The organism is Pseudomonas helmanticensis (assembly GCF_900182985.1).
Classification (GTDB): Bacteria; Pseudomonadota; Gammaproteobacteria; order Pseudomonadales; family Pseudomonadaceae; genus Aquipseudomonas; species Aquipseudomonas helmanticensis.
On the sequence record NZ_FXUY01000001.1, the window covers coordinates 3,877,099 to 3,892,394 of the forward strand.

The following is a 15,296-nucleotide window of genomic DNA, read 5'->3' on the forward strand; positions in this document are numbered from 1 at the left end:
GCGATAGCGGTCTGCCATGCAACATTGATGTCGTCTGATACACCGCTATCGCGAGCAGGCTCACTCCTACATTAGGTATGTGCCATGCCCTTGTTCTGCTTATAGAGATCTCCCCGCGTGCCCGACGCCATTCTGCGCCTCGCTTTGCCTTCACCCCTGCGCCGCCTGTTCGACTATCGAGCGCCGGCCGGCGTGCTGCGCGAGCAATTGCAGCCGGGCATGCGCCTGCGGGTGCCGTTCGGTCGACGCGAGATGATCGGGATTCTGGTCGAGGTCACCGACACCAGCGAAGTGCCGGTGGAAAAACTCAAGCCGGCGCTGGCCCTGCTCGATGCCACGCCGCCGTTGCCGCCAGCCCTGTTCAAGCTGTGCCTGTGGACCTCGCAGTATTATCAGCACAGCCTCGGCGACACCTTGAGCTGGGCGTTGCCAGTACTGCTGCGCCAGGGCGAACTGGCCGAGGCGCGACAGGAACGCTTCTGGTCGATCACTCCCGGCGCCAGCCTTGAGGATCCGCGCATTGCCCGCGCCCCGCGCCAGCGCGAAGCACTCGCAACGCTGGCACAGCACCCGCACGGCGTCGCCCATCAGTTGCTGAGCAAACTGATGCTGAGCAAGGACAGCCTTGATCTGCTGCTGGCAAAGAATCTGGTGCAGGTGGAAATCCGCCGCCACGCACCGGGCGTGCGTCACGAACACTGGCTCGCCCAGCCGGAACTCCCGCTCAACGCCGAGCAACGCGCCGCCTACGAAGCGATCCGCGCCGGTTTCGACAGTTATCACGCCTTCCTGCTGGCCGGCGTCACTGGCAGCGGCAAGACCGAAGTCTATTTGCAGCTGATCCGCGAAACCCTCGAAGCCGGCAAGCAGGCGCTGGTGCTGATTCCGGAGATCAACCTCGGCCCGCAAACGCTGGCGCGCTTCGAGCAGCGCTTCAACGCGCGTATCGCCTTGCTGCACTCGGCAGTCAATGACCGCGAACGCCTCGACGCGTGGCTCGCTGCCCGTGATGGCGAGGCCGACATTATTATCGGCACTCGCTCGGCGCTGTTTACGCCGATGAAAAACCCCGGGCTGATCATCATCGACGAAGAGCACGACGGCTCTTATAAGCAGCAGGAAGGTTTGCGTTACCACGCTCGCGACCTCGCGCTGGTGCGCGCACGGCAGGAAAACATCCCGATCGTCCTCGGTTCCGCCACGCCGTCGCTGGAAAGCCTGCACAACGCCTACACCGGACGCTATGGCCTGCTGCGCCTGAATGAACGCGCTGGCGGCGCCAAGCAGCCGCGCTTCTTGCGCCTGGATGTAAAAAGCCGTCCGCTGGACAGCGGTATTTCCGGACCGATGCAACAAGCCATCGGCCAGACGCTCGCCAATGGCCAGCAGGTGCTGGTGTTCCTCAACCGTCGCGGCTTTGCGCCGACGCTGCTGTGTCACGATTGCGGCTGGATGTCCGAGTGCTCGCGTTGCGATGCGCGGATGACCGTGCACCAGCGTCATGGTGAGTTGCGCTGCCACCACTGCGGCTATGTCGAGCGTACGCCGCGCCAGTGTCCGAAGTGCAACAAGGTCGATCTGCGGCCCGTCGGTGCCGGCACCGAGCGCGCCGAAGAACGTTTGGCGATTCTGTTCCCGGACTATCCAGTGCTGCGCGTCGACCGCGACAGCACGTCGCGCAAAGACGCGATGAATCAGCTGTTCGCAACGATTCAGAAAGGTCAGCCGTGCATTCTGGTCGGCACGCAAATGTTGGCCAAAGGGCACCACTTCCCACGAGTGACGCTGGTGTCGATCCTCGATGCCGACGGCGGCTTGTTCTCCGGCGACTTCCGCGCCAGCGAGCGCATGGCGCAGTTGATCGTGCAGGTCGCCGGACGTGCCGGGCGAGCGGAAGAGCCGGGCAAGGTGATTATTCAGACGCACCTGGCGGACCATCCTTTGCTGGTGCAACTGACCGAGCAGGGTTACTTCGCTTTTGCCGAACAGGCTTTGAGCGAGCGCCGGGCTGCCGGACTGCCGCCGTTCGCGCATCTGGCGCTGTTGCGCGCCGAAGCGCACAAGCCGGGACAGGCTGAAGGGTTTCTTGATGAAGCGTGCAGCGAGGCCGAGCGTTTGCTGGCTGAGCAGAATCTGAGCGGGATCGAGTTGCTCGGGCCGGTGCCGGCGCCGATGGAGCGACGCGCCGGACGTTATCGCGCGCAGCTGTTGTTGCAGGCGAACGCGCGGGCACCGCTGCATCGGTTGCTGGCCAGTTGGCTGCTGGTGCTGGAGCAGATGCCGAGCGGGCGGGCGGTGCGCTGGTCGCTGGATGTCGATCCGGTCGATTTGTATTGAAGATCAAAAGATCGCAGCCTTCGGCAGCTCCTACAGGGTTAATCGCGTTTACCTGTAGGAGTTGCCGCAGGCTGCGATCTTTTGCCTTTAATGTCACCACATATCCATAACCTGCCTGCTAAGGTTGGCAAGCCCGTCTTCGCAACGGATAATGCCCAGTTTTTCCACCCGCGCATCGATGCGCCCGCCGCGCTTGCGGTCGAAAGAGAAGACCATGAAAGACACCATTCGCCAGCTGATCCAACAAGCCATCACCCAACTCGTCAACGAAGGTGTGTTGCCTGAAGGCCTGACGCCGGCGATCCAGGTGGAGAACGCCCGTGACAAGACCCACGGCGACTTCGCCAGCAACATCGCGATGATGCTGGCCAAGCCTGCGGGCATGAAGCCGCGCGATCTGGCGGAGAAAATCATCGCCGCGCTGCCGGCCGACGAGAACGTCACCAAGGCCGAAATCGCTGGCCCGGGCTTCATCAATTTCTTCCAGAACACCCAGGCGCTGGCCTCGCGTCTCGACGCTGCCTTGGCTGATGCCCATGTTGGCGTGCGCAAGGCTGGTCCTGCACAACGCACCGTGGTCGACCTGTCGGCGCCGAACCTGGCCAAAGAGATGCACGTCGGTCACTTGCGTTCGACCATCATCGGTGACGGCGTGGCCCGCGTACTCGAATTCCTCGGCGACGAGGTGATCCGTCAGAACCACGTCGGCGACTGGGGCACCCAGTTCGGCATGCTGATGGCGTATCTGCAGGAAAACCCGATCACCAGCGACGAGCTGTCCGATCTGGAAAATTTCTACCGCGCCGCCAAGCAGCGTTTCGACGAGTCCGCAGAATTCGCCGACCGCGCCCGTGGCCTGGTGGTCAAGCTGCAGGCCGGCGATGCCGAGTGCCTGGCGCTGTGGACCAAGTTCAAGGACATCTCGCTGTCGCACTGCCAGAAGATCTACGAACTGCTCAACGTCAAACTGACCATGGCCGACGTGATGGGCGAAAGCGCCTACAACGACGACCTGATCAACGTGGTCAACGACCTGAAAGCGGCCGGCATGCTGGTCGAGAGCAACGGCGCGCAGTGCGTGTTCCTCGACGAGTTCAAGAACGCCGACGGCGACCCGCTGCCGGTGATCATCGTCAAGGCTGACGGCGGTTACCTCTACGCCACCACTGACCTCGCGGCCGTGCGCTACCGCAGCGGCAAACTGAAAGCCGATCGCGCGCTGTATTTCGTCGATCAGCGTCAGGCCCTGCACTTCCAGCAAGTGTTCGCCGTGGCGCGCAAGGCCGGTTTCGTCACCCATCCGATGGAGATGGAACACATGGGCTTCGGCACCATGAACGGCGCCGACGGCCGTCCGTTCAAGACCCGTGACGGCGGCACCGTGAAGCTGATCGACCTGCTGACCGAAGCACAGGAACGTGCCTATACCCTGGTCAAAGAGAAGAACCCTACGCTTGCCGAAGACGAACTGCGCAACATCGCCAAAGTCGTCGGCATCGGCGCGGTGAAATACGCCGACCTGTCGAAGCACCGCACTAGCGATTACAGCTTCAACTTCGACCTGATGCTGAACTTCGAAGGCAACACCGCGCCGTACCTGCTTTACGCTTACACCCGCGTCGCCGGTGTGTTCCGCAAACTGGGCAAGGATTTCAGCGAAGTCGACGGCCAGATCGTTCTCGAGGCGGAACACGAACTAGAGCTGGCGGCGAAACTGGCGCAGTTCGGTGAAGTGCTGAACAACGTGTCCGACAAGGGCACGCCGCACATTCTCTGCACCTACCTGTATGACGTTGCCGGTCTGTTCTCGAGCTTCTACGAGAACTGCCCGATCCTCGCCGCCGAGACGCCAGCCCGGATGCAGAGCCGTCTGCGCCTGGCCGCGCTGACCGGTCGCACCCTCAAGCAAGGCCTGGAACTGTTGGGTCTGGAAACTCTGGAGCGTATGTAAGTTGGCTGCCAAGAAAAAACCTGCACCCAAGCGTGGCGCCAGCCGTTACCAAGCTCCTGCGAAGCAACCGATTCCGGGTTGGCTGTGGATGGCCATCGGCCTGACCGTCGGCGCGTTTATCGTGTTCCTGATGAAACTGGAGCCGGGCAAAGGCAGCGACACGGTCAAGCGCGAGAAGGTCGAACAGGCGCAGCAGCAGAAAGCGACGAAAATCGCCGAGGCCAACAAGACTCCGCCGAGCCCGACGCAACCGGTGAAGCCGAAGTACGATTTCTACACCCTGCTGCCGGAATCGGAAGTGATCGTGCCGCCGGACGCCGTGCCGGAGAAGACCCTGCCGACGCCACAGGTGCCAACCACGCCGGTAACGCCAGCGGAAGCGGCGAAGATCGACACAGCGCGCGCTCAGGCCGCGCTGGCCGGGATTACGCCACCGCCAGCACCACCCGTGAGCAAAGCCGCGCCGGTGACCAGGTTCTTCTTGCAGGCCGGTTCGTTCCGCAAGGAAACCGATGCTGACAAGGTCCGCGCGCAGATCATTCTGCTCGGCCAGGCGGTGGCGGTTGAGTCCGGCACTGTCAAGGATGAAACCTGGTACCGCGTATTGGTCGGCCCGTTCAGCAACCGCGAACAACTGACCACCGCACAGAAACAACTGGCGGGCGCCGGCTTTAGCAACCTGTTGTTACAACAACGCCAAAGCCGCTGATCCACCGATGGTGGGCACCTCTTCCTGAGGTTGCCCACAATCCCTGTGGCGAGGGGATTTATCCCCGCTGGGTCGCGAAGCTGCCCTGAAACCAGCAATTACGGTGCATCAGGCACACCGTGAATGCTGGAATAGCGACTGCTTCGCAGCCGGACGGGGATAAATCCCCTCGCCACAGTCATCACCCGCCGTTCGTCCTTCAGCGCCCCTCACGGTTGAAATCCTCTCCAGCACCCCCATATGAATGGGCATAAGGCACTTTCGCCCCGCTGTGTGGAGACTCTTCCCTTGACCACCATCGTTTCAGTCCGCCGTCACGGCAAAGTCGTCATGGGCGGCGACGGCCAGGTTTCTCTCGGCAATACCGTGATGAAAGGCAACGCGAAAAAAGTTCGTCGCCTGTACCACGGCCAGGTCATTGCCGGTTTTGCCGGTGCCACCGCCGACGCCTTTACCCTCTTCGAACGTTTCGAAGGCCAGTTGGAGAAACATCAGGGCCACCTGGTGCGCGCCGCTGTCGAACTCGCCAAAGAATGGCGCACCGACCGCTCCCTGAGCCGCCTCGAAGCCATGCTCGCGGTCGCCAACAAAGACGCCTCGCTGATCATCACCGGCAACGGTGACGTGGTCGAACCCGAAGATGGCCTGATCGCCATGGGTTCCGGCGGTGGTTACGCGCAGGCTGCGGCCAGCGCCCTGCTGAAAAAGACCGACCTGTCGGCCCGCGAAATCGTCGAAACCGCCCTCGGTATCGCCGGCGACATCTGTGTATTCACCAACCACACTCAGACCATTGAGGAGCAGGATCTCGCCGAATAAGCCTGTCCTGGCCACCGCGCCACGGCTTGTTTGTGCTTGAGGACCGCCAACTACTATGTCCATGACTCCCCGCGAAATCGTCCACGAACTCAACCGCCACATCATCGGCCAGGACGATGCCAAGCGCGCCGTCGCGATTGCCCTGCGCAACCGCTGGCGCCGCATGCAGCTGCCTGAAGAGCTGCGCGTTGAAGTGACCCCGAAAAACATCCTGATGATCGGCCCGACCGGTGTCGGTAAAACCGAGATCGCCCGTCGTCTGGCGAAACTGGCCAACGCGCCGTTCATCAAGGTCGAAGCGACCAAGTTCACCGAAGTCGGCTACGTTGGCCGTGACGTCGAATCGATCATTCGTGATCTGGCTGACGCGGCGATCAAGATGCTTCGCGAGCAGGAAATGACCCGCGTCCGTCACCGCGCCGAAGACGCCGCCGAGGATCGCATCCTCGACGCGCTGCTGCCGCCGGCCCGCATGGGTTTCAGCAACGAGGAAGCACCGAGCTCCGATTCCAACACCCGTCAGCTGTTCCGCAAGCGTCTGCGCGAAGGTCAGCTGGATGACAAGGAAATCGAGATCGAAGTCGCCGAGGTTTCCGGCATCGAGATCGCCACGCCGCCAGGCATGGAAGAGATGACCAACCAGCTGCAATCGCTGTTTGCCAACATGGGCAAGGGCAAGAAGAAGTCGCGCAAGCTCAAGGTCAAGGAAGCGCTGAAGCTGGTGCGCGACGAAGAAGCCGGGCGTCTGGTCAACGAAGAAGAGCTGAAGGCCAAGGCGCTGGAAGCGGTTGAACAGCACGGCATCGTGTTCATCGACGAGATCGACAAAGTCGCCAAGCGCGGCAATGTCGGCGGCGCCGATGTCTCCCGTGAAGGCGTACAGCGCGACTTGCTGCCGTTGATCGAAGGCTGCACCGTCAACACCAAACTGGGCATGGTCAAGACTGACCACATCCTGTTCATCGCCTCCGGCGCGTTCCACCTGAGCAAGCCAAGCGATCTTGTGCCTGAGCTGCAAGGTCGTCTGCCGATCCGCGTTGAACTCAAAGCGCTGAGCCCGTCGGACTTCGAACGTATCCTCAGCGAACCGCACGCTTCGCTCACCGAGCAATACTGCGCGCTGCTGAAAACCGAAGGCCTGAACATCCAGTTCCAGCCGGAAGGCATCAAGCGCATCGCCGAGATCGCCTGGCAGGTCAACGAGAAGACCGAGAACATCGGTGCCCGTCGTCTGCACACGCTGCTTGAGCGTCTGCTCGAAGAGGTATCGTTCAGCGCCGGCGATCTGGCCAGCACCCACGATGAGCAGCCGATTCTGATCGACGCCGACTACGTCAACAGCCACCTCGGCGAATTGGCGCAGAACGAAGACCTGTCCCGTTATATCCTGTAGGTCACTTCTCCCTGTAGGAGCTGCCGCAGGCTGCGATCTTTTGACTTTGATTTCTAACAGACAAGATCAAAAGATCGCAGCCTGCGGCAGCTCCTACAGGGTGTTCCTCTAGTCGGATGACCTGCAATGACTACTATCCCTACCGACATCAAACTGCACAAAGCCTCGAAAACCCTGACGCTCACCTACGCGTCCGGCGAGGAATACACCCTGCCCGCCGAATTTCTGCGCGTGCACTCTCCCTCCGCCGAGGTCCAGGGCCACGGCAAACCGATCCTGCAATTCGGCAAGATCAACGTCGGTCTCAGCAAGCTGGAACCGGCCGGTCACTACGCACTGAAACTGACCTTCGACGACGGTCACGATAGCGGCCTGTTCACCTGGGATTATCTCTACGAGCTGGGGCGACGTTATGACGCACTCTGGGCCGATTATCTGGCCGAGCTCAAAGCCGCCGGAAAAACCCGCGACCCGAACGAGTCGATCGTCAAGCTGATGCTCTAGCCCGAGCCTTGCGCTCATTAGAGGGCATTTTCTAAATTCATCTGTTTGAATGCTCCGCTGTGTGGCCGAGGATCGGCCCGCTTGCGAAAAAAATTAAACTCGGGTAACCAATGGAGCTGGCAAGTTCCCTGCAGTGCTCTACGACTGTAAAGCAGCTATGCAGAATTAACGGTCACCCGAGCAGTAGTACCTGGCATTGGCTGTGGAACTGCACAGCACAAAACCGGGTACTCGTCTCAGGACAATGGAGCGTCGTAGATGAGTAACAAGAATAACGATGACCTGAAGTACCAAGCCTCGGAAAACACCCTGGGGCTTAATCCCGTCGTTGGGCTACGCGGAAAGGATCTGCTGGCCTCTGCTCGTATGGTGCTCAAACAGGCCATCAAACAACCGATCCATAGCGTCAAACACGTCACCCATTTCGGCCTCGAACTGAAGAACGTGCTGTTCGGCAAATCCGAACTGCAACCGGCTGGCGATGACCGTCGCTTCGCCGATCCGGCGTGGAGCCAGAACCCGCTCTACAAACGTTATCTGCAAACCTACCTGGCATGGCGCAAGGAACTCCATTCCTGGATCGATGACAGTAGCCTGTCACCCAAAGACATCGCACGCGGTCACTTCGTCATCAATCTGATGACCGAAGCCATGGCCCCGACCAACACTGCCGCCAACCCGGCTGCGGTGAAACGCTTCTTCGAAACCGGCGGCAAGAGCCTGCTCGATGGCCTCTCGCATCTGGCCAAGGATCTGGTGCACAACGGCGGCATGCCGAGCCAGGTCAACATGGGCGCGTTCGAGGTCGGCAAGAGCCTCGGCGTCACCGAAGGTGCGGTGGTGTTTCGCAACGACGTGCTGGAGCTGATCCAGTACAAGCCGATCACCGAGCAAGTCCACGAGCGCCCGTTGCTGGTGGTGCCGCCGCAGATCAACAAGTTCTACGTATTCGATTTGAGCCCGGACAAGAGTCTGGCGCGCTTCTGCCTGCGCAATAACGTGCAGACGTTCATCGTCAGCTGGCGCAACCCGACCAAGGCGCAGCGCGAGTGGGGCCTGTCGACGTACATCGACGCGCTGAAAGAAGCGGTCGACGTGGTCACCGCGATCACCGGCAGCAAAGATGTGAACATGCTCGGCGCCTGCTCCGGTGGCATCACCTGCACCGCCCTGCTCGGCCACTACGCGGCTATCGGCGAGAAGAAGGTCAATGCCCTCACGCTGCTGGTCAGCGTGCTCGACACGACGCTGGACAGCGACGTCGCCCTGTTCGTCGACGAGCAGACCCTGGAGACCGCCAAGCGCCATTCGTACCAGGCTGGCGTGCTCGAAGGCAAAGACATGGCCAAGGTCTTTGCGTGGATGCGCCCCAACGACCTGATCTGGAACTACTGGGTCAACAACTACCTGCTCGGCAACGAACCGCCGGTGTTCGACATCCTGTTCTGGAACAACGACACCACACGGTTGCCGGCGGCGTTCCACGGCGACCTGATCGAGATGTTCAAAAACAACCCACTGATCCGCCCGAATGCACTGGAAGTGTGCGGCACACCGATCGACCTCAAGCAGGTCACGGCCGATATCTTCTCGCTGGCCGGCACCAACGATCACATCACGCCGTGGAAGTCCTGCTACAAGTCGGCGCAGCTGTTCGGCGGCAAAGTGGAATTCGTGCTGTCGAGCAGCGGGCATATCCAGAGCATCCTCAACCCGCCGGGCAACCCGAAATCGCGTTACATGACCAGCGAAGAAATGGCCGCGAATGCCGATGACTGGCAGGAAAACTCGACCAAGCACACTGATTCCTGGTGGCTGTACTGGCAGACGTGGCAAGCCGAACGTTCGGGCAACCTGAAAAAGGCCCCGCTGAAACTGGGCAACAAAGCGTATCCGGCAGGCGAAGCCTCGCCGGGCACCTACGTTCACGAGCGGTAACTGACACCACCCCTCCCCTGTAGGAGCTGCCGCAGGCTGCGATCTTTTGACTTTTGATTTTTAAAAAACAAGATCAAAAGATCGCAGCCTTCGGCAGTTCCTACACGGGGTGTGGTGAATTTAAATCCACAGGGCCTGACGCATGCCGCAACCGTTCATATTCCGTACCGTCGATCTGGATGGTCAGACCATCCGCACGGCGGTACGCCCCGGCAAGCCTCACTTGACGCCCTTGCTGATTTTCAACGGCATCGGCGCCAACCTGGAGCTGGTGTTTCCATTTGTCGCGGCGCTGGACCCGGATCTGGAAGTGATCGCCTTCGACGTCCCCGGTGTCGGCGGCTCCTCGACGCCGAACCGGCCGTATCGCTTTCCCGGCCTGGCCAAGCTGACCTCGCGGATGCTCGATTACCTCGATTACGGCCAGGTCAACGTCATCGGCGTGTCGTGGGGCGGCGCACTCGCGCAGCAGTTCGCCTACGACTACCCCGAACGCTGCAAGAAACTGGTGCTGGCGGCGACTGCGGCCGGTGCGGTGATGGTGCCGGGCAAACCGAAAGTGCTGTGGATGATGGCCAGTCCACGGCGCTACATTCAGCCCTCGCACGTGATCCGCATCGCGCCGCTGATCTATGGCGGCTCGTTCCGTCGCGACCCGACCCTGGCCGCCAGCCACGCGGCGAAGGTGCGCTCGGCGGGCAAGCTCGGTTATTACTGGCAGCTGTTTGCCGGCCTCGGCTGGACCAGCATTCACTGGCTGCACAAGATCCATCAGCCGACGCTGGTGCTGGCCGGTGACGACGATCCACTGATCCCGCTGATCAACATGCGCATGCTCGCCTGGCGCATTCCCAACGCGCAGTTGCACATCATCGATGACGGCCATCTGTTCCTGATCACCCGCGCCGAAGCCGTGGCGCCGATCATCATGAAGTTTCTCCAGGAGGAACGTCAGCGCGCGGTGATGCATCCGCATCCGACACCGCAGGGCGGCTAAGCGCTGCGGCAGGCTTTATGCAGGGCTTTACAGAAAGTGCGTGGCAGGACGCCGCGCAGGCAGCAACCGATAACAGCGTCTATGGTGTTCTGGTTCGGTGAATGTGTTTTTGGCCTGAAGACGAAGGAGTGTTGAGTCATGCGCGACAAACCAGCGACGGGCGGAGTGCCCAGCCCCGCCGTGTTCATCAACGCACAAAGTGCGATCACCGGCCTGCGTGGCCGGGACCTGATCTCGACCTTGCGCAGCGTCGCCGCCCATGGTTTGCGCAACCCGATTCATAGCGCAAAACACGCCTTGAAACTCGGCGGCCAACTGGGCCGCGTGCTGCTCGGCGAAACCCTGCACCCGACCAATCCACAGGACAGCCGTTTCGCTGATCCGGCGTGGAGCCTCAACCCATTTTACCGGCGCAGCCTGCAGGCGTATCTGGCCTGGCAGAAGCAGGTCAAAAGCTGGATCGACGACAGCGACATGAACCCGGAAGACCGCGCTCGCGCGCACTTCGCTTTCACCCTGCTCAACGACGCGGTGGCGCCGTCCAACACCCTGCTCAATCCGCTGGCGGTGAAAGAGCTTTTCAACTCCGGCGGCCACAGTCTGGTGCGCGGCCTCAGTCATTTATTCGATGACTTGCTGCACAACGACGGTTTGCCGCGCCAGGTGACCAAACAGGCTTTCGAGGTCGGCAAGACCGTCGCCACCACCACCGGCTCAGTGGTGTTTCGCAACGATTTGCTTGAGCTGATCCAGTACAAGCCAATGAGCGAAAAGCAGTACGCCAAGCCGCTACTGGTGGTGCCGCCGCAAATCAACAAGTACTACATTTTCGACCTGAGCCCGCACAACAGCTTCGTCCAGTACGCGCTGAAGAACGGCTTGCAGACGTTCATGATCAGCTGGCGTAACCCGGATGTGCGCCATCGCGAATGGGGCCTGTCGACCTACGTCGAGGCGGTGGAGGAGGCAATGAACATCTGCCGGGCGATCACCGGCGCCCGCGAGGTCAACCTGATGGGTGCCTGCGCTGGCGGGCTGACCATCGCCGCGCTGCAAGGGCATTTGCAGGCCAAGCGGCAACTGCGTCGGGTCTCCAGTGCGACCTATCTGGTCAGCCTGCTCGACAGTGAAATCGAAACCTCGGCCACACTGTTTGCCGATGAGCAAACCCTCGAAGCCGCCAAGCGTCGTTCCTATCAGAAAGGCGTGCTCGACGGTCGCGACATGGCCAAAGTCTTCGCCTGGATGCGCCCCAACGATCTGATCTGGAGCTACTTCGTCAACAACTACCTGTTGGGCAAAGAGCCGCCGGCGTTCGACATTCTCTACTGGAACAACGACAACACCCGCCTGCCTGCGGCGTTTCACGGCGACTTGCTGGACTTCTTCAAACACAACCCGCTGACCCATCCGGGTGGCCTGGAAGTCTGTGGCACGCCGATCGACCTGCAGAAAGTCACCGTCGACAGCTTCAGCGTCGCTGGCATGAACGACCACATTACGCCATGGGATGCAGTGTATCGCTCGACCTTGCTGCTCGGCGGCGAGCGACGTTTCGTGCTGTCCAACAGCGGCCATGTGCAGAGCATTCTCAACCCACCGAGCAACCCGAAAGCCGCGTACGTCGAGAACGGCAAGATGAGCAGCGATCCACGCGCCTGGTACTACGACGCCAAGCACGTCGATGGCAGTTGGTGGCCGCAGTGGCTGGAATGGATTCAACAGCGCTCCGGCGCGCAGCACGAAACCTCGTTCACCCTCGGCAACCCTAACTATCCACCGATGGAGGCAGCGCCCGGTACCTACGTGCGTGTGCGCTGACGCTTAACCGAACTTTTCTAAGAAGACTGGATGAAAACCCGCGACCGGATTCTCGAATGTGCTTTGCAATTGTTCAACGAAAAGGGCGAGCCGAACGTTTCCACCATGGAGGTGGCCAACGAAATGGGGATCAGCCCGGGCAACCTCTACTACCACTTCCATGGCAAGGAACCGCTGATTCTCGGGTTGTTCGAACGCTTCCAGAATGAACTGGCGCCGCTGCTGGATCCGCCATCGGATGTCGAGCTGGCACCGGAGGATTACTGGCTGTTTTTGCATTTGATCGTCGAGCGGCTGGCGCAGTATCGGTTCCTGTTTCAGGACCTGTCGAACCTCGCCGGACGCTTGCCGAAACTGGCCAAGGGCATTCGCAATCTGCTCAATGCATTGAAGCGCACGCTGGCGTCGTTGCTGGCGCGGTTGAAGGCGGGGGGGCAATTGGTCAGTGATACCCAGGCGTTGGGGCAGTTGGTGGAGCAGATCACCATGACGCTGCTGTTTTCGCTGGATTATCAGCGGATTCTGGATCGTGAGGGGGAAGTGAGGCTGGTGGTTTATCAGATCATGATGCTGGTGGCGCCGCATCTGTTGCCGCCGGTGAAAGTGGCGACAGAGCGAATGGCCCTGCAGTACCTTGAAGATCATGACTGAATCAAAAGCCCCTCACCCTAGCCCTCTCCCGGAGGGAGAGGGGACTGATCGGGGAATGCTTGAGATTTACGCCGACCTGATAGTGCGTTTCCGAATCCATAATCGATAAGGTCTTTCAGGTCGATGTATGGCGTAAGACACCTCGGTCGGCCCCCTCTCCCTCCGAGAGAGGGCTGGGGTGAGGGCAAGCTTTAAAACGCACAAACAAAAACGCCCGACCTTCACAGGCCGGGCGTTTTGTTTTGCCCTGATAAATCAGGACTGACTGGTTGGCGTCGACGGCGTCGATGCAACAGTCGGGGTAGCCACCGGAGTCGGTGCTGCGGCGGAGTTCGACGCGCTCACCGGAGCTGCCGGAGTGGCCGGCTTGGCTGCAGCAGGCGCGGCCGGTTTCGGTGCAGCGGCTTTCGGTGCGGCCGGTTTTTTCACTGCCGGTTTTTTCGCCGCAGCAGGTTTCGCTGCAGGCTTGGCAGCCGGCTTCGCGGCAGCAGTTTTCGCTGCTGGCTTGGCCGCAGGCTTCGCTGCGGTTTTGGCCGCAGGTTTTGCTGCCGGTTTGGCGGCGGCTTTGGCGGCAACCGGTTTGGCTGCAGCTTTTGCTGCTGGCTTGGCGGCAGCAGTTTTCGCGGCAGGTTTAGCCGCTGCCTTGGCCAGTGGCTTGGCCGTCGTTTTAGCAGCAGGTTTGGCCGCCGCAGTTTTCGCTGCAGGCTTGGCAGCAGCGGTTTTCGCCGCCACAGGCTGAGCTTTCAGACCGGTGAGTTTTTCGATCTGTCTGGTCAGTGTGTCGACCTTGCTGTTGAGCGCTTTGACTTCATTGCGGCTCGGTACACCGAGGCGCGAAATCGCGCTGTTCAGGCGCTTGTCAAAAGCCCCTTCCAGCTCGTCCCACTTGCCCAGTGCGCGATCTTTCACGCCGCTGATGCGCGACTTGGCCGAGGTAGCAGAGTCCTTGGCGGCATCGACTTTCTTGCCAACTGCCGACTTGGTGAGCTTCTCGGCTTTCTCGCCGTCTTTGACCAATGTATCGAAGAGCTTGCTGCCGTCAGTGTCGATCTTCGAGTACACGCCTAAACCAGCCAGCCAGATTTTGCGGGAGTAGGATTCGACCTTCCCGACCCACGAGCTGCTATCTTTTTTATCAGTAGTCTTTTTGCCAGCCATCCCGTTCTCCTTAAGATTTACGCGCGACGCGTTCGAGCAATGCCGTCAGCTCATCGAGCTTAGCAGAGAGTGTCTCAACGTCATGTTTAGACGGAATGCCGATACGATTCAAGGCGCTTGCTACACGGGAGTCGAACGCCTTCTCGACCTTGTCGAGCTGAACTTCGACGCGACCTTTGAATGAACTCACTTCACCCTTGGCTTCATCGATCTCGGCGTTGGCCGCTTCGAGTTTTTCGGTGACGGCTTTTTTGCCTTTCTTTTCAACAGTTTGACCAGCTTTGATCAACTCTTGAAAGTACTCGTTGCCCTCTTGGCCGACCTTGGCGTAGGCACCCAGGCCTGCCAGCCAGATCTTGCGGGCATAGGATTTGACGTCGCTCAGAGCAGAAGTCGAAGCGTCGATTTTTTTCTTCAAAATTACTTTGGCCATGGTGCACCTCACGCGCAGAAGGTTTGAGGAACTGCCCGGACAAGTGTCGGGCTCATGCACAAAGTAAGTAGAAAAATTAGAAACGGCACCCTAACAACTGACATGAACAGAGGGAGCACCACAAAACAAATGTAGGAGTGAGCCTGCTCGCGATAGCGGTCTGTCAATCAACATTCCAGTGACTGACAGACCGCTATCGCGAGCAGGCTCACTCCTACAGGGAATCGCGTTTCAAGCGGGAATCAGACCAAAGCTTTGTCGAGGGCTTTCTCGATCTCGGCTTTGATCATGCCGCTCATGGCCGACATCATGATGCCCAGCTCAACATCGACCTTGATCGAATCGTCCGCCACATGCACCGCGCCTTTCACGCCCGAGCGCTTGAGGTTCAGGGTGTCGCCGGACCATTGCGGCTCCAGGCCATATTGCTCGGAAAGTTTCTGCGCGAGCTTGTCGGCCTTCTCGCGGGCGGCTTCCTTACCCAGGTTGTGGGCACGTTCAACACTGATTTTGGCCATTGAATGCCTCCTGATTGATCAATAGGTGTCGGTAAATCTTGACCGCTGCTGCGGCAAATCGTCCCGA

The 15,296-nt window shown here is 60.3% G+C and carries 14 protein-coding genes; 10 read left to right on the forward strand and 4 right to left on the reverse strand.

Translation table 11 applies throughout. The annotated features are described in order from the left end of the window. Positions 1-117: 117 nt before the first annotated feature. A complete protein-coding gene (locus QOL84_RS17295; protein ID WP_283437980.1) occupies positions 118-2,337 on the forward strand; it encodes a primosomal protein N' in 2,220 nt (739 codons plus the stop codon). A gap of 93 nt (positions 2,338-2,430) precedes the next feature. Here QOL84_RS17295 and QOL84_RS17300 read toward each other — a convergent pair whose 3' ends face one another. Next, on the reverse strand, positions 2,431-2,553 hold the full coding sequence (locus QOL84_RS17300) for a hypothetical protein (protein WP_256677627.1): 123 nt from the start codon (positions 2,551-2,553) through the stop codon (positions 2,431-2,433). Here QOL84_RS17300 and argS point away from each other — a divergent pair. The 9 genes from argS to QOL84_RS17345 all read left to right on the forward strand — a co-directional run bounded on the left by argS (position 2,552) and on the right by QOL84_RS17345 (position 13,120). Next, positions 2,552-4,288 (forward strand): arginine--tRNA ligase, encoded by a 1,737-nt coding sequence (gene argS, locus QOL84_RS17305; RefSeq protein WP_283437981.1) that lies wholly within the window; start codon positions 2,552-2,554, stop codon positions 4,286-4,288. The genes QOL84_RS17300 and argS overlap by 2 nt on opposite strands. Before the next feature lies 1 nt (position 4,289). Then, complete coding sequence (locus QOL84_RS17310; protein WP_283437982.1) at positions 4,290-4,997, forward strand: SPOR domain-containing protein; 708 nt, start codon at positions 4,290-4,292, stop codon at positions 4,995-4,997. Between the two features lie 288 nt (positions 4,998-5,285). Next, positions 5,286-5,816, forward strand: a complete 531-nt coding sequence (gene hslV / locus QOL84_RS17315) for an ATP-dependent protease subunit HslV (protein WP_016984593.1) — start codon at positions 5,286-5,288, stop codon at positions 5,814-5,816. A 55-nt stretch (positions 5,817-5,871) separates the two neighbouring features. Beyond that, entirely contained in the window at positions 5,872-7,209 is a 1,338-nt protein-coding gene (gene hslU, locus QOL84_RS17320; RefSeq protein WP_283437983.1) for an ATP-dependent protease ATPase subunit HslU, read from the forward strand. A 126-nt stretch (positions 7,210-7,335) separates the two neighbouring features. Next, positions 7,336-7,713 carry a gamma-butyrobetaine hydroxylase family protein gene (locus tag QOL84_RS17325; RefSeq protein ID WP_283437984.1) on the forward strand — a complete coding sequence of 126 codons (378 nt, stop codon included), beginning with the start codon at positions 7,336-7,338 and terminating at the stop codon, positions 7,711-7,713. A gap of 258 nt (positions 7,714-7,971) precedes the next feature. Beyond that, on the forward strand, positions 7,972-9,651 hold the full coding sequence (phaC, locus tag QOL84_RS17330) for a class II poly(R)-hydroxyalkanoic acid synthase (protein WP_283437985.1): 1,680 nt from the start codon (positions 7,972-7,974) through the stop codon (positions 9,649-9,651). 142 nt (positions 9,652-9,793) lie between these two features. Further along, positions 9,794-10,648 (forward strand): poly(3-hydroxyalkanoate) depolymerase, encoded by an 855-nt coding sequence (gene phaZ, locus QOL84_RS17335; RefSeq protein ID WP_129387894.1) that lies wholly within the window; start codon positions 9,794-9,796, stop codon positions 10,646-10,648. 138 nt (positions 10,649-10,786) lie between these two features. Then, positions 10,787-12,469 (forward strand): class II poly(R)-hydroxyalkanoic acid synthase, encoded by a 1,683-nt coding sequence (gene phaC, locus QOL84_RS17340; RefSeq protein ID WP_129387892.1) that lies wholly within the window; start codon positions 10,787-10,789, stop codon positions 12,467-12,469. 30 nt (positions 12,470-12,499) lie between these two features. Then, positions 12,500-13,120, forward strand: coding sequence for a TetR/AcrR family transcriptional regulator (locus tag QOL84_RS17345; RefSeq protein WP_283437986.1), 621 nt, complete (start codon positions 12,500-12,502; stop codon positions 13,118-13,120). 255 nt (positions 13,121-13,375) lie between these two features. Here QOL84_RS17345 and QOL84_RS17350 read toward each other — a convergent pair whose 3' ends face one another. The 3 genes from QOL84_RS17350 to QOL84_RS17360 all read right to left on the reverse strand — a co-directional run bounded on the left by QOL84_RS17350 (position 13,376) and on the right by QOL84_RS17360 (position 15,229). After that, a complete protein-coding gene (locus QOL84_RS17350; protein WP_283437987.1) occupies positions 13,376-14,278 on the reverse strand; it encodes a phasin family protein in 903 nt (300 codons plus the stop codon). Positions 14,279-14,288: 10 nt separating this feature from the next. Beyond that, entirely contained in the window at positions 14,289-14,711 is a 423-nt protein-coding gene (locus QOL84_RS17355) for a phasin family protein (protein WP_129387886.1), read from the reverse strand. 242 nt (positions 14,712-14,953) lie between these two features. Then, entirely contained in the window at positions 14,954-15,229 is a 276-nt protein-coding gene (locus QOL84_RS17360; RefSeq protein WP_122599417.1) for a polyhydroxyalkanoic acid system family protein, read from the reverse strand. Between the last annotated feature and the right edge of the window lie 67 nt (positions 15,230-15,296).